Source organism: Domibacillus antri, from assembly GCF_001936625.1.
GTDB lineage: Bacteria > Bacillota > Bacilli > Bacillales > Domibacillaceae > Domibacillus > Domibacillus antri.
In genome coordinates this window covers 22170-40650 of record NZ_MSDU01000015.1, presented here as the reverse complement: position 1 = coordinate 40650, position 18481 = coordinate 22170, and the positions used below count along the sequence as shown (strand labels likewise).

At 46.5% G+C, this 18481-nt stretch carries 16 protein-coding genes, 2 riboswitches and 1 other annotated feature; of the genes, 14 read left to right on the top strand and 2 right to left on the bottom strand.

Annotated elements, in window-relative coordinates; translation table 11 throughout:
- Positions 1–10: 10 nt before the first annotated feature.
- The gene (locus BTO30_RS08330; RefSeq protein WP_075398269.1) at positions 11–1096 is read left to right on the top strand and encodes a M42 family metallopeptidase; all 1086 of its coding nucleotides are present in this window, start codon (positions 11–13) and stop codon (positions 1094–1096) included.
- 48 nt (positions 1097–1144) lie between these two features.
- Here the strand turns inward: BTO30_RS08330 and sspI are convergent, their stop codons facing one another.
- Positions 1145–1348 carry a small acid-soluble spore protein SspI gene (gene sspI, locus BTO30_RS08325; protein ID WP_075398268.1) on the bottom strand — a complete coding sequence of 68 codons (204 nt, stop codon included), beginning with the start codon at positions 1346–1348 and terminating at the stop codon, positions 1145–1147.
- Positions 1349–1440: 92 nt separating this feature from the next.
- Here sspI and BTO30_RS08320 point away from each other — a divergent pair, with 92 nt between their 5' ends.
- The 3 genes from BTO30_RS08320 to pheT all read left to right on the top strand — a co-directional run bounded on the left by BTO30_RS08320 (position 1441) and on the right by pheT (position 5983).
- Positions 1441–2196, top strand: a complete 756-nt coding sequence (locus BTO30_RS08320; RefSeq protein WP_075398267.1) for a TrmH family RNA methyltransferase — start codon at positions 1441–1443, stop codon at positions 2194–2196.
- Between the two features lie 46 nt (positions 2197–2242).
- Positions 2243–2476, top strand: a binding site (T-box leader).
- A gap of 43 nt (positions 2477–2519) precedes the next feature.
- Positions 2520–3554 carry a phenylalanine--tRNA ligase subunit alpha gene (gene pheS, locus BTO30_RS08315; protein ID WP_075398266.1) on the top strand — a complete coding sequence of 345 codons (1035 nt, stop codon included), beginning with the start codon at positions 2520–2522 and terminating at the stop codon, positions 3552–3554.
- Positions 3555–3568: 14 nt separating this feature from the next.
- Positions 3569–5983, top strand: a complete 2415-nt coding sequence (gene pheT / locus BTO30_RS08310; protein WP_075398265.1) for a phenylalanine--tRNA ligase subunit beta — start codon at positions 3569–3571, stop codon at positions 5981–5983.
- A gap of 281 nt (positions 5984–6264) precedes the next feature.
- Here the strand turns inward: pheT and rnhC are convergent, their stop codons facing one another.
- Positions 6265–7182, bottom strand: a complete 918-nt coding sequence (gene rnhC, locus BTO30_RS08305) for a ribonuclease HIII (RefSeq protein WP_075398264.1) — start codon at positions 7180–7182, stop codon at positions 6265–6267.
- A gap of 92 nt (positions 7183–7274) precedes the next feature.
- Between rnhC and zapA the strand changes: the two genes are divergently transcribed.
- The 10 genes from zapA to folE all read left to right on the top strand — a co-directional run bounded on the left by zapA (position 7275) and on the right by folE (position 18480).
- Positions 7275–7553 carry a cell division protein ZapA gene (gene zapA, locus BTO30_RS08300; RefSeq protein ID WP_075398263.1) on the top strand — a complete coding sequence of 93 codons (279 nt, stop codon included), beginning with the start codon at positions 7275–7277 and terminating at the stop codon, positions 7551–7553.
- A 65-nt stretch (positions 7554–7618) separates the two neighbouring features.
- On the top strand, positions 7619–9325 hold the full coding sequence (polX, locus tag BTO30_RS08295) for a DNA polymerase/3'-5' exonuclease PolX (protein ID WP_075398262.1): 1707 nt from the start codon (positions 7619–7621) through the stop codon (positions 9323–9325).
- A 24-nt stretch (positions 9326–9349) separates the two neighbouring features.
- Positions 9350–11704 (top strand): endonuclease MutS2, encoded by a 2355-nt coding sequence (locus BTO30_RS08290; protein ID WP_075398261.1) that lies wholly within the window; start codon positions 9350–9352, stop codon positions 11702–11704.
- 13 nt (positions 11705–11717) lie between these two features.
- The gene (locus tag BTO30_RS08285) at positions 11718–12125 is read left to right on the top strand and encodes a DUF350 domain-containing protein (RefSeq protein ID WP_075398260.1); all 408 of its coding nucleotides are present in this window, start codon (positions 11718–11720) and stop codon (positions 12123–12125) included.
- Positions 12126–12329: 204 nt separating this feature from the next.
- Positions 12330–14021 carry a long-chain-fatty-acid--CoA ligase gene (locus BTO30_RS08280; RefSeq protein WP_075398259.1) on the top strand — a complete coding sequence of 564 codons (1692 nt, stop codon included), beginning with the start codon at positions 12330–12332 and terminating at the stop codon, positions 14019–14021.
- Positions 14022–14125: 104 nt separating this feature from the next.
- On the top strand, positions 14126–14716 hold the full coding sequence (locus tag BTO30_RS08275; RefSeq protein WP_075398258.1) for a fatty acid metabolism transcriptional regulator FadR: 591 nt from the start codon (positions 14126–14128) through the stop codon (positions 14714–14716).
- A gap of 4 nt (positions 14717–14720) precedes the next feature.
- On the top strand, positions 14721–15494 hold the full coding sequence (locus tag BTO30_RS08270; protein ID WP_075398257.1) for an enoyl-CoA hydratase: 774 nt from the start codon (positions 14721–14723) through the stop codon (positions 15492–15494).
- 18 nt (positions 15495–15512) lie between these two features.
- Complete coding sequence (locus BTO30_RS08265) at positions 15513–16286, top strand: electron transfer flavoprotein subunit beta/FixA family protein (RefSeq protein WP_075398256.1); 774 nt, start codon at positions 15513–15515, stop codon at positions 16284–16286.
- 27 nt (positions 16287–16313) lie between these two features.
- Entirely contained in the window at positions 16314–17294 is a 981-nt protein-coding gene (locus tag BTO30_RS08260) for an electron transfer flavoprotein subunit alpha/FixB family protein (protein ID WP_075398255.1), read from the top strand.
- 187 nt (positions 17295–17481) lie between these two features.
- Positions 17482–17567: riboswitch (cyclic di-GMP riboswitch) on the top strand.
- Between the two features lie 127 nt (positions 17568–17694).
- Positions 17695–17780: riboswitch (cyclic di-GMP riboswitch) on the top strand.
- A 127-nt stretch (positions 17781–17907) separates the two neighbouring features.
- Positions 17908–18480 carry a GTP cyclohydrolase I FolE gene (folE, locus tag BTO30_RS08255; RefSeq protein WP_075398254.1) on the top strand — a complete coding sequence of 191 codons (573 nt, stop codon included), beginning with the start codon at positions 17908–17910 and terminating at the stop codon, positions 18478–18480.
- The last annotated feature ends 1 nt before the right edge of the window (position 18481 follow it).

Genomic DNA, 18481 nt, shown 5'->3' with positions numbered 1-18481 from the left:
AGCATATTTAATGAAGAAACTCGATGAAACGTTAACGATGCTGAAAGACTTGACGGATGCAAAAGGCATTGCTGGCAGCGAGCGTGAAGTCCGTCATGTCATGCAGAAATATATTGAACCGCATGCGGATGAAGTCACAACGGATGGCTTGGGAAGTTTAGTGGCAAAAAAAACCGGTGCTGAAAACGGGCCGAAAATTATGGTGGCCGGCCATTTAGATGAAGTCGGGTTTATGGTAACGCGCATCGATGAAAAGGGATTTATCCGCTTTCAGACAGTAGGCGGCTGGTGGAGTCAGGTCATGCTGGCACAGCGGGTTACAATTGTGACAAAAAAAGGGGATGTGACGGGTGTGATCGGCTCAAAACCGCCGCATATTCTGCCTCCGGAAGCACGCAAAAAACCGGTTGATATAAAAGACATGTTTATCGATATCGGAGCGTCCAGCCGTGAAGAAGCCGCGGAATGGGGTGTCCGTCCGGGTGATATGGTCGTGCCGTATTTCGAATTCACGGTCATGAATAACGAAAAAATGCTGCTTGCCAAAGCATGGGATAACCGCATCGGCTGTGCCATTGCCATTGATGTATTAAAATATATGAAAGATAAAAAGCATGCAAATATCGTGTATGGTGTCGGCACGGTGCAGGAAGAAGTGGGCTTGCGCGGGGCGAAAACATCGGCTCATATGATTGAACCGGATATCGCGTTTGCTGTTGATGTCGGCATTGCGGGCGACACACCTGGCGTGACGGAAAAAGAAGCGATGGGCAAAATGGGCAAAGGTCCGCAAATTATTTTATACGATGCATCCATGGTGTCGCATAAAGGACTGCGTGATTTTGTAACCGATGTGGCCGACGAACTCAATATTCCGTATCAATTTGATTCGATGGCAGGCGGCGGTACGGATTCCGGTGAAATTCACAAAACAGGAAATGGTGTTCCGACCCTATCCGTAACGATTGCGACGCGCTACATTCACAGTCATGCGGCGATGCTTCACCGCGATGATTACGAAAATGCAGTGAAGCTTCTCGGGGAAGTCATTTTCCGCCTCGATCGTGACACGGTCAATAAGATTACGTTTGATTAAAAAAAGAGGCCGCTGCTAATCGCAGGAAGGCCTCTTTTTACTGAACGGTCAAGACTGAAGAGCAGCGGCCATCTTTTGAAGAACTGCCTGCTTTTCATCATTTTGGCTGTTTTTCCAGAACAATTCAAACATCACCCCGAGACCGGGCAGCGTTTTTTCTTCTCCTTTTGCGACCGCGTCTTGAATCGTTTCAGACAGCTGATTCGCGCTTTGGCCTTGCAGATTGTTTATAATGGCATTTCGTAAATTCATTTTTTTCCCTCCTTGTTTATCTTATTTTGACCGGAGCGGCTTATGTTATACAGGAAAAATGCTATAATAAATCGGTGAAAGGGGATTTCAACGTGAATTACATCCAATCGGCCAGCAATCCACATATAAAACAAGTAAAAAAATTACTGACTAAAAAAGAGCGGGATCAAACAGGGCTCTATTTTTTGGAAGGGTTTCATTTAGTCGAAGAAGCACTTCATCACAAGGAATACATTGAAGAACTATTATTTTCGGAAGAAGCGGTGATTCCGGCATCCTGGAACACAGATGATGTAAAGATAACCATGATCTCACCGGAAGCCGCCGCAAAATTGTCTGACACGGAAAACGGACAAGGTGTATTTGCGGTGTGCCGGAAATCGGGCGGAACAGCATTGGCTGAAGGAAAGACATTTTTATTCATTGACGCTGTGCAGGACCCCGGCAATATCGGCACCATGATTCGCACGGCAGATGCGGCCGGATTGGACGCTGTTGTCCTCGGAGCGGGCAGTGCGGATATGTACAATCCAAAAGTGCTCCGTTCTGCTCAAGGAAGCCATTTTCATGTGCCGGTCATCGCGATGGACTTGGCGGAAGCGGTGCAGGAGGTTAAAGAGAGAGGCATTCCCGTTTACGGAACAGCGCTTGAAGGCGCATCCGATTACCGGAATGAGCAGGCAGGTCCGTTTGCTTTGATTGTCGGCAACGAAGGAAGCGGTGTCCGCCCTGAACTGCTTCGAGAAACAACAAAAAATGTATACATTCCGATTTTCGGCCGCAGCGAATCGCTCAATGTGGCAGTCGCAGCTGGTATTCTTCTTTATCATTTTCGGGAAAACAATTGAATTTCAAAATCGGGTTGTCTATAATAATGAGTGTGAATTTGATAATGAAAAGGCTGTGACGGAGAAAAGTACGCCGCGCCTCTTTTTTTTAGGGAGAAAATGCCTTAGACTGCAAGCATTTTTAAAAAGAGACGGCAGAAGTTCACCTCCCGAGCCGGTGCTAGGACCGCTTTGGCGTAAAGGCACCCCGGTTTTAAACAGCCGTTATCCGAATGAAGTGAATGCGCACGTTTGCGCGTTAAAAAGGGTGGTACCGCGATTTAGAAGCCTCGTCCCTTTCCGGGAACGGGGCTTTTTTATTTGTCCAAAAAGGAGGAATCAATATGGAAGAACAATTAAAGCAGCTGCAAGCAGAAGCGCTGGAAAAAGTGGCAGCCGCAGCGAATTTGAAAGAGCTAAACGATGTGCGCGTGGCGTATTTAGGGAAAAAAGGACCGGTTACTGAAGTATTAAAAGGAATGGGTAAATTATCTGCCGAAGAACGTCCGAAAATGGGTGCGCTCGTCAATGTGGTGCGTGAAGACATTACGAAGGCCATTGAAGAAAAGCAGGTGACGCTTGAAGTGGCGGCAATTGAAGAGCAGCTCGCGAAGGAATCGATCGATGTCACATTGCCGGGGCGTCCGGTGAAAGCGGGCGGACACCATCCGCTGACACGCATTACAGAAGAAATAGAAGACTTATTTATCGGGATGGGCTATACGATCGCAGAAGGGCCGGAAGTGGAACAGGATTACTATAACTTTGAGGCACTCAATCTGCCAAAAGGCCATCCGGCACGTGATATGCAGGATACATTTTACATTACATCAGAGCTGTTAATGCGTACACATACATCGCCAGTGCAAGTACGGACAATGCTGAAACATGCAGGGAAAGGTCCTGTTAAAATCATTTGCCCGGGTAAAGTGTACCGCCGCGACAGCGATGACGCGACGCACTCCCATCAATTTAACCAGATCGAAGGACTTGTCGTTGGCGAAAACATCCGCATGAGCGATTTGAAAGGAACGCTTGACGCGTTTGCGAAAAAAATGTTTGGCGCCGACCGCGAAATTCGTCTCCGTCCAAGCTTCTTCCCGTTTACAGAGCCATCTGTTGAAGTGGATGTGAGCTGCATGTGCGGAGGCAAAGGCTGCTCGATCTGTAAAGGAACAGGCTGGATTGAAGTGCTTGGAGCCGGTATGGTTCACCCGAACGTACTGGAAATGGCCGGCTTTGATTCAACGAAATATTCAGGATTTGCTTTTGGTATGGGGCAGGAGCGCATTGCGATGCTGAAATACGGCATCGATGATATCCGCCATTTTTACACGAATGATCTTCGTTTCTTACAGCAATTTTCCGTACATGAATAAGGAGGAGTATACACATGTTTGTTTCATATAAATGGCTCGAGCAGTATGTCGATCTGTCGGGCGTAACACCGCAGGAACTGGCGGAAAAAATTACCCGTGCCGGCATTGAAGTGGAAGGAGTGGAAACACCCGCTTCTGAGATGAAAAATATCGTGGTCGGGTATGTCCAATCGCGCGAGCAGCACCCGAATGCGGATAAATTAAGCAAGTGTCTTGTGGATGTGGGAGAAGAGGAGCCTGTACAAATTATTTGCGGCGCGAAAAATGTCGATGCCGGGCAATATGTAGCGGTGGCAAAAACGGGAGCGGTTTTGCCGGGGAATTTTAAAATTAAACGCGCGAAACTGCGCGGTGAAGAATCAAACGGCATGATCTGCTCGTTATCCGAGCTCGGTATAGAAAGCCGGCTGACACCGAAAGAATATGCGGAAGGCATTTTCAATTTCCCGAACGATGTGACACCGGGAGAAGATGCGCTTGCGGCGTTAAACCGTGACGATGCCATTCTTGAACTGTCCCTTACACCAAACCGATCAGACGCACTCAGCATGATCGGTGTAGCATATGAAGTAGCGGCAATTTTAGGGCGTGACGTGAAACTTCCGCAGCCTAACCCGGCTGAATCAACTGAAAAAGCCGCGGATTCGATTCAAATTCGAATTGATGCACCGGAAGACAACCCGCTTTACATTGCACGCGTTGTCAAAAATGTTAAAATTGGTCCGTCGCCGCTTTGGATGCAGACATTTTTAATGAATGCCGGCGTACGTCCTCACAATAACGTCGTCGATATTACAAATTACGTATTGATGGAATACGGCCAGCCGCTTCATGCATTTGACCTTGACCGTCTCGGTTCAAATGAAATTGTTGTCCGCCGTGCCGATGAAGACGAAAAATTCGTGACACTTGATGATACGGAGCGCACGCTGTCAGCGGATCAGCTTGTCATTACAAACGGCAAAGAGCCGGTTGCCCTTGCAGGAGTAATGGGCGGCGCGAACTCGGAAGTTCATGAGGGCACAGTGAATGTATTAATTGAATCTGCCTACTTTGATGGCCAAATTGTCCGCACAGCGTCCAAAGCACACGGGCTTCGCTCTGAAGCAAGTGCAAGATTCGAAAAAGGGGTAGACCCTGCACGCGTTCAGGCTGCCTGTGACCGAGCTGCTGAATTAATGGCTGAACTCGCAGGTGGAACAGTGCTTTCAGGGAGCGTTGTTGCAGGTGAATTAAATGTTGAACCGAAAAAAGTGTCCATTACACTTGAACGGTTAAATACACGTCTTGGAACCGATCTTCAAATGGGCGGTGTAGAAGACATTTTCCGCCGTCTGCAATTTGATACGGAAACAAACGGCAATGAAATCACCGTCACCGTGCCGACACGACGCAGTGACATCACGATTCCGGAAGACTTGACGGAAGAAGTGGCGCGCCTATACGGTTATGATCACATTCCGCTCACACTGCCGGAAGGAGAATCCCAGCCGGGAGGATTATCTCCTTATCAGCTCGGACGCCGCGTTGTCCGACGATATTTAGAAGGAGCAGGCTTCAACCAGGCGGTGACGTATTCATTAACGTCTGAAAAACGCGCTGCTCAATTTGCGCTTGAAGTGCGTCAGCCGGTGGCACTTGCGATGCCGATGAGTGAAGAACGCGCGTACTTGCGTGAAAGCCTGCTGCCGCATTTGATCGAAGCAGCTGCGTATAACAATGCCCGTCAGATGGCATCTGCCGCTTTATATGAAACAGGCTCCGTTTATTTAAATGAAGGCGAGAATGTGCAGCCGAAAGAAGAAGAGCGTCTCGCCGGTGTCATCACAGGCATGTGGCATGAGCACCTATGGCAAGGAGAAAAGAAAGCGGCTGATTTCTTTACGGTAAAAGGAATTGTTGAAGGACTGGCCGCCCGCATCGGACTTGCGGACCGCCTGACATTCCAGAAATCGGCGCCGGAAGGATTCCATCCAGGCCGCACAGCGGAAGTGCTGCTTGACGCTGAACCCATCGGTGTGGTTGGACAGCTTCACCCTTCTTTGGCGAAAGAAATGGATTTGAAAGAAGCGTATTTGTTTGAATTAAAACTTGACATGCTTTTAAATGCAGACCGTGAAGATCTCTCCTATGTGCCGATCCCGCGCTTCCCGTCCATTGGCCGCGATATCGCACTCGTTGTGGAGAGCACAGTCGAAGCTGCATCGCTTGAAACCGTTATTAAGCAGGCAGGCGGCTCGCTCTTAACAAGCGTTCGGGTGTTTGATGTATATGAAGGAGAACGGATGGAAGAAGGCAAAAAATCCGTCGCATTCGCGCTGACATATGCTGATCCGGAAAAAACATTAACAGATGAAGAAGTAACAGCTGTTCATGAAAAAGTTCTTGCTGCCTTAAAAGAACAAGCAGGCGCTGAACTTCGCGCATAAAGAGAAAGGGGCTGTCCCAAAAGTCAGTAGAAACTGACTTTTGAGGCAGCCCTGTTTTTATGCACAAAAAAATCGCCTCATCCGATATAATGTAAGTGACCAAACCAACATTACGGAGGCGAATTTTTATGAGCAGCACAAAGGCTACTTTTATTGATTATACCATGGGACAGCTGATTCTTCATTTAAGAGGCTTTTGAGACAGCCCCTTCTTTTTTATAGGTGGGATCCGGCCGTTCAGCCGCCACTTATGGAGAAGCAATTTTTATAATTCGGCTGCTTTAAAAACCACGCACTAGTTTTTTTGCTTTCTCTGTATTGGCAAAATGGAGCTTGGTAAAATGACGGAGCGTGTTTTCATCGTACGTTTTAATCAGCCGGGCCGCCGCTTGATCCACAGCAGGTCCCGCGCCTTTCGGGATGGTGAACCCTGCTTCTTCCGACAGCTGATCCATTTCTTTTAAAAACGCATAACGGGCGAGAATCGAAGCCGCCGCAACAGCAATATGAACACTTTCCCCTTTCGTGCTGAAAAATACATTCTCCCGCACGATGGATTTCTGTCCGTTCAAGTGACGATAATACACTGTTTTTTCTGCAAACTGGTCAATGAGCACCGCTTCCGGCTGTTTCGGGGCTATTTTTTCGTGAAGTTTGCCGAGTGCCTGGTTGTGCAGAAGGGCTTTTATTTTTCCTTGTGACATGCCGCTTTCCTGCAGGTCGTTATACTTTTCGTTTCGCAAAATAAGCAGGCTGTAAGGAAGATCTTTCAGCAGGTTTTTTGCGACAGACACGATTTCCGGGTCTTTCATATCTTTCGAATCACGGACACCGAGTGCTTTTAACGCCGAAATTCGGCTATTTTCGACATACGCCGCGACGACTGTAATGGGGCCGAAATAATCACCGGTTCCGACTTCATCGCTGCCAATGACGGACATGGATGCGAATCCATCCGGTAAAACGGTGTTCGGTACCGATTTTTTCTTCGGTGCAGCAGGTGTTCCAGCCCATTTTGAAGATTCCAGCTCCGCATTTTTTCCTTGAAACAGCACTTTCCCGGAACGGTAACCGGTCACAGAACAGCCGTCCACTTTTGATGCGAAGACCGCCCCGGCCGGCAGTTTGGCCGAAACACCATAATGCTGTTTCATTTTCTGCAATGTTTGACTGCTGACAACTAACAAAGTATGACTCAATTTGACAGACCTCCAGACTTTCTTCCTTTTCACACTAAAACAGTCGTGGTATGATATATAACAGTATTGCATGAGAAATGGGGGCCGTAAACTTGTCGGACGGAGAAAGAACTCGCCTAACAGTTGACATTTACGGATATCAGTATACCATTGTGGGAACTGAATCAGAATACCATATCCGCCGCGTAACGGAAATGGTTGATGAAAAAATGCGCGAAATCGGCGCCCGTAATGCCGCACTGGATACGCAAAAAATTGCGGTGCTGACCGCTGTTAATATGGTGAATGATTACTTAAAATTAGAAGAAGAACTGCAGGAATTGAAAATGGAATTAAGCCGCACGAAAAATCGAAATGCCGCCAATAGCTGAAAAACTTCTCTCAATTTGGTAGAGGAGTTTTTTTCTGCTACTATAAGGAAAAGAAGGTGACTTAATTGGTCAATAAAAAAGATATTATTCGTCTTTTGGAAAAAATTGCTGTCTATATGGAATTAAAAGGAGATAATCCATTTAAAATAGCCGCATTCCGAAAAGCAGCTGCCGCACTTGAAGCAGATGACCGCAGTTTATCTGAAATTGAGGATGTCACAAAGCTGTCCGGAATCGGGAAAGGAACCGCTTCAGTTATAGCCGAATATATCGAAACAGGCGAGTCAACAGTGCTGACGGAGCTGTCCGGCGAGGTGCCTGAAGGACTGGTTGCGCTGCTTGGACTGCCGGGGCTGGGCGGAAAAAAGATCGCTAAGCTGTATAAAGAACTTGGCATCACAAATATGGAAGAATTAAAAGAAGCGTGCGAGCAAAACCGCGTACAGGAGCTGGCCGGATTCGGGGCGAAAACAGAAGAGAAGATTCTCGCCGCTGTTGATAAAGCCGGTACGCAGCCGGATCGTCTGCCGATTATGTATATGCTGCCTGCGGCGGAAAAAATCGAAGCCTATTTAGCGGATTTTCCGGAAGTGAGCCTTTTTTCCCGTGCGGGCAGTCTGCGCCGACTGCGTGAAACGGTAAAAGATCTTGATTTTATTATTGCGACAGAAAGTCCGGAAAAAGTGAAGGAACATCTTCTTGCTATTCCGGATATAAAAGAAATTATCGCCGCAGGGCCGACGAAAGTTTCCATCATCATTGCCGGTGAGTTTGACGTATCCATCGATTTCCGGATTGTCGAGCCGGCACAATATGCCAGTGCGCTCCATCATTTTACCGGATCAAAAGATCATAACGTGAAAATCCGCCAGATCGCCAAAGAGCGTAATGAAAAAGTGAGTGAGTACGGCATTGAACAGCCGGACGGGACAATGAAAACATTTGAAACAGAAGAAGCGTTATACCACCATCTTGGACTTCCATGGTTTCCGCCTGAAATTCGGGAAGATGGGACCGAAACAGATAAATATAAGGAAGGAACCTTAATTCAATTATCCGATATAAAAGGCGATCTTCATATGCATACGGCGTGGTCAGACGGTGCTTTTTCGATTGAAGAAATGATTGAAGCATGCCGTGCGCGCGGATATGAATACATGGCCATCACGGATCACTCACAATATTTGAAGGTGGCAAATGGCTTGTCAGCGGACCGTCTTCTCCGTCAAAATGAAGAAATAAAAGAGTGGAATGAAAAATTCAGCGATATCGAAGTGCTGTCCGGCATTGAAATGGATATTTTACCGGACGGTTCGCTTGATTACGAAGACGATATACTTAAACAGCTTGATTTTGTCATCGCATCGATTCATTCCAATTTCTCGCAGCCGCAAAAAAAGATTATGGAGCGGCTGAAAACCGCGTTAAATAATCCGTATGTGAAATTAATCGCCCATCCAACCGGGCGTATTATCGGACGGCGCGACGGGTATTCTGTCGATATGCAGGAGCTCATAAAACTGGCGGCAGAATCAAATACCGCATTAGAACTGAATGCGAATCCGCACCGTCTTGATTTGTCCGCCGATCATTTAAAAATGGCGCAGGAAGCCGGAGTGAAGATTTTTATTAATACAGATGCTCATACCATTGATCATCTTGAGTTTATGGAAACAGGCGCAAGTGCAGGGCGAAAAGGATGGCTCCGGCCAGAAACGGTCGTGAACACATGGCCGAGAAAGCAATTTCTTTCCTTTTTACGCGGCAATTGATGCCTTTGAAGGAGTGAACACGATTTGAATGAAAAAGTGCTGGCAACACTTGAATATAATAAGATTATCGAAAAACTGGCCCATCACGCTTCATCAGAAGTCGGACGCAGCTTTGCAGAAAATTTAAAGCCGTCACTCGATGCAGAAGAAGTACAGTTATTGCTGGACGAAACGGAAGAAGCAGCAGCTGTGATCCGGATAAAAGGAAATGTGCCGCTCGATGGCATTTATGATATACGCCCCCACGCAAAGCGGGCGCAAATTGGCGGAACGTTGAGCGGTGTTGAGCTCGTGCGCATTGCAAGCACGATTTTTGCAAGCCGCCAAATTCGCAGCTTTATCGAAGACGTGCGGTCAGAAGGACAGGTGACGCTCCGCATTTTACCGGAAAAAACGGCTGTGATTCCTGTCTTGACGGACCTTGAACATAAAATTAAACGGACAGTCGATGAAAACGGGCGTGTACTGGATTCAGCGAGTGATGAACTGCGTCACATCCGCCATGGCATGCGGTCAGCAGAATCGCGCATCCGCTCTAAATTAGAGAGCTTAACGCGCGGACAAAGCGCGCAAAAAATGCTTTCAGATGCGATTGTGACGATCCGAAACGACCGTTACGTCATTCCGGTGAAGCAGGAATACCGTTCGCATTACGGCGGGATCGTTCATGATCAGTCTTCATCCGGTCAGACACTGTTTGTAGAACCGGCATCGGTTGTAAACTTAAATAATGAACTGCGTGAATTGACGGTGAAAGAGCAATATGAAGTGGAGAAAATATTACGAGAGCTAACGGTGGAGACGGCAGAACACGCCCCTTCATTATTTACCATGATGAAAATGCTCTCCGAAATCGACTTCATTTTTACAAAAGGGAAATTTGCCCGTTCAATGAACGCAACGAAACCTCTCATCAATGAAGATGGCTATATACACTACATTCAGGCACGCCATCCGCTTTTACCGGCTGATGAAGCCGTGCCGAGTGATATCGAAATCGGCAGAGACTATACCGCGATCGTTATTACCGGACCCAATACGGGTGGTAAGACCGTTACATTGAAGACGACCGGATTATCTGTGTTAATGGCGCAGTCAGGCCTGTTTATTCCGGCTGAAGACGGATCGGAAACGGCGATTTTCCAATCGGTTTTCGCTGACATTGGCGACGAGCAGTCGATTGAGCAAAATTTAAGTACATTTTCATCTCACATGGTGAATATTTCCGGTATTTTAAAAGAAGTGACACACGAAAGTCTTGTTTTGTTCGATGAGCTTGGTTCCGGAACTGACCCGCAGGAAGGATCGGCGCTTGCGATTGCCATTTTGGATGATGTCATCGCCCGCGGAGCACGGATTATCGCCACAACGCATTATCCTGAACTGAAAGCCTATGGCTACAACCGGGATAATGTGATTAACGCCAGTGTGGAATTTGACGTGGAAACATTGAGTCCGACATACCGGCTGTTAATTGGTATTCCCGGCCGAAGCAACGCGTTTGAAATTTCGAAGCGGATCGGTCTTGATCCGGGGATCATTGAACGGGCACGCAGCATGATCGGTGCGGATTCGCATGAAGTGGATAATATGATTGCCGCCCTTGATGCAAGCCGCCGTCAAGCTGAAAGAGATGCACAGGATGCACGCGAATATTTGCGGGATACGGAAAAGCTGCATCGTGATTTGCAAAAAGAAGTCATTGCTTACCATGAGCAAAAAGAAAAAATGGAAGAAAAAGCGCGCGCGGAAGCAGCAGAGATTATTGAAAAAGCAAGAGCAGAAGCGGAAGAAGTGATGCGTGATTTGCGTGCGCTTCGGTTAGCGGGCGGCGCGAATGTGAAAGAGCATGAACTGATTGAAGCGAGAAAACGTCTTGAAGGGGCCATTCCGGAGCCCAAGCAGAAAACACCGGCGGTTGAACCGGCAAAACGTTTGTGGAAGCCGGGCGATGAGGTGAAAGTGCTCAGCTTCGGTCAAAAAGGGAATATTATTGAAAAAGCGGCAGACGATGAATGGATTGTACAAATGGGCATCATCAAAATGAAAGTAGCCGAATCGGATATGCAATTTATCAAATCGGAGAAAAAGAAAGAACCGAAACCCATTGCGACGATTCGCGGCAGAGGGCATCATGTATCGCCGGAGCTCGATTTGCGCGGCGAACGGTATGAAGATGCGCTTAACCGCGTAGAGAAATATTTAGATGATGCTCTTTTGGCCGGTTATCATCAAGTGTCGATCATTCATGGAAAAGGAACGGGTGCTTTAATGAAAGGTGTGCGGGGTTATTTGACAAAGCACCGAATGGTGAAAAGCATCCGATTCGGCGAAGCGGGAGAAGGCGGACTCGGTGTAACGGTCGCTGAATTGAAATAAGGAGGCGGACTAGATGACCGGTTTTTGGGAAAATCAATATGTGCAGCTCGCCGGCTATTACAGCGTTGCGACCATATGCATCATTCTCTGTCTTGCGGTTTTTGAACTTGTCACTTCTTACCGGAATTGGGAAGAAATCAAAAACGGAAACATGGCGGTGGCGATGGCGACAGGCGGAAAAATTTTTGGCATCGCCAACGTGTTCCGCCACTCGATTTTGCATAATGACTCTGTTTTGACTATGGCCGGCTGGGGTGTGTTCGGTTTTATTTTACTGCTTGCCGGCTACTTTATGTTTGAATTTTTGACCCCCGGGTTTAACGTTGATAAAGAAATTGAACGTGATAACCGGGCGGTAGGCTTCATTTCATTCATTATTTCAGCGGGGCTGTCGTATATGATTGGTGCGGCGCTTCTGTAAACGGAAAAGAGGAACGGACACATGGAAACACTGGCAAAAGTACTGCTCGGATGCTGCGCTGCGTTTTTGCTGATCGGGGTCATTTACATGTATATCAATTGAAAAGCGGTCTTCGGACGGCTTTTTAATTTGCTTGTAAAATGAACAGCTATTCATTATACTTAAGGTGGAGTACGTATTCTTCTGACAAAGGGGTGGATGAAGATGACTGAAAAACCGTGGCTTGCGCATTATCCGCCGGAAATACCGGCGGCGATTGACTATCCGGACCAGCCGCTTCCGCTTTTTTTAACGAAAGCAGCCGCTGAATACGGAGGGAAAATGGCTGTTCATTTCCTCGGAAAAGAATTGTCCTACAAAGAATTATATGATTCCGCTTTAAAAACAGCCGCCTATTTGAAAAAAATCGGTATCCAAAAAGGAGACCGGGTGGCGATTATGCTGCCGAATAGTCCGCAGGCGGTCATCAGCTTTTATGGTGTCATGATTGCAGGAGCAGTCGTCGTACAGTTTAACCCTCTGTACACAGAGCGGGAAATGGAATACCAGCTGAAGGACTGCGGTGCCAAAGTAATCATCTCACTCGATTTGTTATATCCGCGCATTCAAAAAATCATCAGCAATACGTCACTTGAACATGTTATTGTAACCGCTATCAAAGATTATTTGCCATTTCCAAAAAACATGATTTATCCATTTATTCAAAAAAAGCAGACCGGTATCGTCGTCCAGATCGAAAACCGGAACAACAACCACCATTTCAAAAAAATAATGGAGGAGCCTGTTCCGAAAGAGGAACCGTTAAACATTGATGTTGACAATGACCCGGCTGTTCTGCAATATACAGGCGGCACAACCGGGTTTCCAAAAGGGGTTATGCTGACGCACAAAAATCTGGTCGCAAATGCGTCAATGTGCGATGTCTGGATGTACAAATTCCAAAAAGGCGGCGAAACTATTCTCGGCATCATTCCATTTTTTCACGTATATGGGATGACAACCGTCATGATTTTATCGGTGATGCAAGGGTATAAAATGGTGCTGCTGCCGAAGTTTGATGTGAAAACGACTCTGAAAACCATCCAAAAGCAAAAACCGACTATTTTTCCGGGCGCACCGACGATTTATATCGCACTTTTAAACGATCCGGACATCACAAAATACGATTTATCGTCTATTGACGCATGTATTAGCGGTTCGGCCCCTCTTCCAGTTGATGTACAGCAAAAATTTGAAGATGTTACGGGAGGCAAACTCGTCGAAGGGTATGGCTTAACGGAAACGTCACCGGTAACGCATGCGAACTTTATCTGGGGAGACCGGGTGAAAGGAAGCATCGGTGTTCCTTGGCCGGACACGGATGCCGTCATTCTCTCCATGCAGACGAATGAGCCGGCCGGGAAACCGGGTGAATTGGGAGAGATTGCGGTAAAAGGTCCGCAAGTGATGAAAGGCTATTGGAACCGCCCGGAGGAAACGGAACAGACATTTAAAGACGGCTGGTTTTTAACCGGGGATATTGGCTATATGGATGAAAGCGGCTATTTTTACATTGTGGACCGGAAGAAAGACATGATCATCGCCGGCGGGTTCAATATTTATCCGCGTGATGTAGAAGAAGTATTATATGAGCATGAAGCTATTCAGGAAGCTGTGGTTGCAGGTGTCCCTGATCCATACCGGGGTGAAACAGTGAAGGCGTATATCGTGCTGAAAGAAGGATACAAGGTCACCGAGCAGGAATTCGACGATTATTGCCGAAAGCATCTCGCCGCCTTTAAAGTGCCGCGTATTTATGAATTCCGCGAAGAACTGCCGAAAACAGCAGTCGGTAAAATTTTACGCCGTGTGTTAATAGAAGAAGAAAAGAAAAAATTAGAAGAAAAGACAAGTTGATTTTAAAAGGCCGCCGGCTTGACGAAATGAAAAATTGGCTGTAAGATAATAATATGAATGAATAGTCATTCATTTTATTTCGATCAGGGAGGCGGCTTGTTTATATGAAAAAAAACAAACCAAAATATCATCAAATCATCGATGCCGCTGTTATAGCGATTGCAGAAAACGGCTACCATCAGGCGCAGGTGTCCAAAATTGCCCGGCAGGCTGGTGTAGCGGATGGAACGATTTATTTATACTTTAAAAATAAAGAAGATATCCTTATCTCTCTTTTTCAAGAAAAGATGGGGACATTCGTTGAGAAGACGAGCGAAAACATTCAAACGAAATCAAAAGCGGCGGATCAATTGCGGCTGCTTGTTGAAAATCATTTTACCTTGTTGACGGAAGACCCGCACCTTGCTGTTGTGACACAGCTGGAACTGCGGCAGTCTAATAAAGAGCTCCGTTTAAAAATAAATGAAGTGCTGAAATCGTATTTGCTCTTAATTGATCAAATATTACAGCATGGAATCAACAGTGGTGAATTTAGAGACAGTTTGAATATACGGCTTGCCCGCCAAATGATTTTTGGCACAATTGACGAAATGATTACTACTTGGGTGATGAACGATCAAAAATATGATCTTGCCGCGTCCGCACAGGAAGCCGCAGAAATGCTCTTAAATGGTTTTTCAATGAAAAAGGAGTGATAAAATGACGTGCATATCCGTCGCGAAAGAAAAGCTGACGGCGGAAATCATGTTGAACCGGCCGCCGGCAAATGCGCTGGCCGGTTCCGTGATTTCGGAAATTGAGCAAGCGCTCGACGCCCTCGAAAACGATCATGATGTGCGGGTGATCGTGTTATATGGAGAAGGACGTTTTTTCTCGGCAGGAGCTGATATAAAAGAATTTACGGCTGTTTCGTCCGGGGAAGAATTTTCACAATTAGCCGCAAGGGGACAGCGTGTTATGGAACGGATTGAAACATTTCCGAAGCCGGTAATCGCCGCGATTCACGGAGCGGCACTCGGCGGCGGCCTGGAGCTCGCTATGAGCTGCCATATCCGCTATGTGACAGAAAGCGCAAAGCTTGGTCTGCCGGAACTGCAGCTAGGCCTTGTACCCGGATTTGGGGGGTCACAGCGCCTAACCCGATATGTCGGAATGGCAAAAGCGGCTGAAATGATGCTCACGAGTGAACCGATTTCGGGAAGTGAAGCGGTTCACTGGGGGCTGGCAAACGCCGCGTTTTCAGAAGAGGAACTTCTTCCTGCCGCGCGGTCGTTGGCACAAAAAATCGCTGTTAAAAGTCCTGTCAGCGTGAAAGCGGCCATTCATTTATTGAATTACGCAAAACATGCGGAATATTATAAAGGGATTGAACAAGAAGCGGCTGATTTTGGAAACGTTTTCTTATCGGAAGATGCGAAAGAAGGCATTAACGCTTTTATCGAAAAACGTCCGCCGAATTTTAAAGGTCATTAATTTATTGGAGGGAATAGGATGAACATTTATGTTTTGCTGAAGAGAACATTTGACACGGAAGAAAAAATTTCAATTATCGGCGGTCAAATTCAAGAAGACGGCGCTGAATTTATCATCAACCCATACGACGAATATGCCGTTGAGGAAGCGATTCAAATCCGCGATGATCACGGTGGAGAAGTAACTGTCGTGACTGTCGGCAGTAACGAAGCGGAAAAACAGCTCCGAACCGCTCTTGCAATGGGGGCTGACAAAGCGGTTTTAATCAACACGGAAGATGACCTTGAAGAAGGCGATCAATTTACGACAGCGAAAATTTTATCGGAATATTTAAAAGATAAAGAACCGGACCTTATTTTAGCCGGTAATGTGGCCATCGACGGCGGAAGCGGCCAGATTGGACCGCGTGTTGCGGATATGCTCGGTATCCCGTATGTAACGACGATTACAAATATCGAGATTGACGGTTCAACCGTTTCTATTACGCGGGATGTTGAAGGAGATTCAGAAATGATTCAAACATCTCTTCCGCTGCTTGTTACCTGCCAGCAAGGGTTAAACGAACCGCGTTATCCGTCATTGCCCGGCATTATGAAAGCAAAGAAAAAACCGCTTGATGAACTCGAACTGGATGATCTGGATCTGGAAGAAGATGATGTTGAAGCAAAAACGAAGACGCTTGACCTTTTCCTTCCGCCGGATAAAGCGGCAGGCCGCATTCTAGAAGGCGATTTATCCAATCAAGTGCAGGAACTGGTCAGCCTGCTCCGTTCAGAAGCAAAAGTCATTTAATCTTTATTTTCAAAGGGGGGATTTTTCATGGGAAAAAAGGTATTGGTATTAGCTGAAGCGCGTGACGGGCAGCTGCGGAATGTATCGTTTGAAGCCATTGCTGCCGGTAAAAAAGTGGCCAGTGACGGCGAAGTCATTGGTGTATTAATCGGGGATTCAGTCGGCTCGCTGGCAAATGAAATGATTCAATACGGCGCAGACCGCGTGTTAACCGTGGAAGATGCAAAGCTGGCACAATACACGTCAGACGGCTATTCTCAAGCATTTATGGCGGTGGTGGAGCAGGAACAGCCGGAAGGAATTGTGTTCGGCCACACAGCACTCGGCAAAGATTTATCGCCGAAAATCGCGGCGAAAATCGAGTCCGGTTTAATTTCCGATGCGACATCTGTGGAGGAAGAAGGCGGAGAAGTCGTCTTCACACGTCCAATCTATTCAGGCAAAGCATTTGAAAAAATCACGGTAAAAGAAGGTATCGTCTTTGCGACGGTCCGTCCAAACAACATTGAACCGCTTGAAAAAGATGAATCACGTTCCGGAGATGTCTCGAACGTTTCCGTATCCATTACCGATTTGCGCACCGTTATTCAGGATGTGGTCCGAAAAGCAGCGGATGGTGTGGATTTATCGGAAGCAAAAGTGATCATTGCCGGCGGACGCGGCGTCAAAAGCGAAGAAGGTTTTCAGCCGCTTAAAGAACTGGCGGAAGTTCTTGGCGGGGCAGTCGGCGCTTCACGGGGCGCATGCGATGCGGATTACTGCGACTACTCACTTCAAATTGGACAGACGGGTAAAGTTGTCACGCCTGATTTATACATTGCATGCGGCATTTCCGGTGCCATCCAGCATTTAGCTGGTATGTCAAATTCAAAAGTGATTGTCGCCATCAACAAAGATCCGGAAGCAAACATTTTTAACGTTGCGGATTACGGAATCGTCGGAGATTTATTTGAAATTGTTCCGATGCTGACGGAGGAATTTAAAAAAATGAAAGCTGCACAAGTGTAACCTGAAATGTGACGGATCATCCTGTAGACTAAAAACAAGTCTACAGGTTTTTTATATTAGAAAATGTGATGTAAACGGTTATATAAAATATTGAAAAAAATAAGTTGCTTTTTATAGTATAAATGAATATAATCGGGACATAAGAACTAATACATTATATTGATATTATTTTTGTTATCAGTTGATTCTACGATAATGGCAAACTTATTGAAAGGTAAGGACGCAAAGCTACGGGTCTAAGGCTAAAACCGCTATGATCGCCGGGTTACCGAAAAGGATTGGATATATGAACAAAGGGGGCAGTTTTTGCTATACTCTCCCTTATTCGTGTACGCCTGCCAGCCTTTTTGGCAGGCTTTTTTGCCTTTAATTGGCATGAATAAGAGAAAAAAAGTAAATTCAACGATAATGGCAAACTTATCGAAAGGTAAGGACGCAAAGCTACGGGTCTAAGGCTATAACTGCTATGATCGCCGGGTTACCGAAAAGAATTGGATATATCAAAAAAGGGATAATTTGTAATTTTTTAGAATAAACTCTCTTATTTGAGTATGCCTGCCATTCTTTTTGGTGGGCATTTTTTATCCGAAATATAGGAATAGGAGGAATTATAATGACTATCGAACTAGAAAAAGGGCTGCTGGAAGGCCATATTCGATCGATTTTGGAACTGATCGGGGAGGACCCGAATCGGGAAGGTCTGAAAGAAACGCCGAAACGCGTTATGAAAATGTTAGAAGAGGTCTTTTCCGGGGTCGGTATTGCGCCTGAACAGGCATTAACGACAACATTTGAAGAACAGTATGAAGGCATGGTCGTTGTCAAGGATATTACGTACTATACGTTTTGCGAACATCATCTCGTTCCTTTTTTTGGAAAAGCTCATATTGCCTACATCCCGAATGGCCGGGTGGTTGGATTAAGTAAATTTGCGCGGCTGGTGGAGCTTACTTCAAAAAGGCCTCAGGTCCAAGAACGAATGACCCAGCAAATTGCCAATGCCGTGATGAATGTACTGCAGCCGGACGGCGTTATGGTCACTGTTGAGGGACAGCATCTTTGCATGTGCGCACGGGGCGTCAAAAAACCGGGCAGTTCAACCGTGACGACGATTAAAAAAGGTGTATTTAAAGAAGATATCTCGCTGGTCCGCGAATTTGAACAGGCTCTTTTACGAGGTGAATAGA

Excerpts from the sequence above, each read along its gene's own strand:
- pheS (WP_075398266.1), top strand. The coding sequence starts at position 2,520 with ATGGAAGAACAATTAAAGCAGCTGCAAGCAGAAGCGCTGGAAAAAGTG.
- pheT (WP_075398265.1), top strand. The coding sequence starts at position 3,569 with ATGTTTGTTTCATATAAATGGCTCGAGCAGTATGTCGATCTGTCGGGC.
- BTO30_RS08260 (WP_075398255.1), top strand. The coding sequence starts at position 16,314 with ATGGGAAAAAAGGTATTGGTATTAGCTGAAGCGCGTGACGGGCAGCTG.
- BTO30_RS08280 (WP_075398259.1), top strand. The coding sequence starts at position 12,330 with ATGACTGAAAAACCGTGGCTTGCGCATTATCCGCCGGAAATACCGGCG.
- BTO30_RS08275 (WP_075398258.1), top strand. The coding sequence starts at position 14,126 with ATGAAAAAAAACAAACCAAAATATCATCAAATCATCGATGCCGCTGTT.
- BTO30_RS08330 (WP_075398269.1), top strand. The coding sequence starts at position 11 with ATGAAGAAACTCGATGAAACGTTAACGATGCTGAAAGACTTGACGGAT.
- folE (WP_075398254.1), top strand. The coding sequence starts at position 17,908 with ATGACTATCGAACTAGAAAAAGGGCTGCTGGAAGGCCATATTCGATCG.
- BTO30_RS08265 (WP_075398256.1), top strand. The coding sequence starts at position 15,513 with ATGAACATTTATGTTTTGCTGAAGAGAACATTTGACACGGAAGAAAAA.
- BTO30_RS08270 (WP_075398257.1), top strand. The coding sequence starts at position 14,721 with ATGACGTGCATATCCGTCGCGAAAGAAAAGCTGACGGCGGAAATCATG.
- sspI (WP_075398268.1), bottom strand. The coding sequence starts at position 1,348 with ATGAATTTACGAAATGCCATTATAAACAATCTGCAAGGCCAAAGCGCG.
- BTO30_RS08285 (WP_075398260.1), top strand. The coding sequence starts at position 11,718 with ATGACCGGTTTTTGGGAAAATCAATATGTGCAGCTCGCCGGCTATTAC.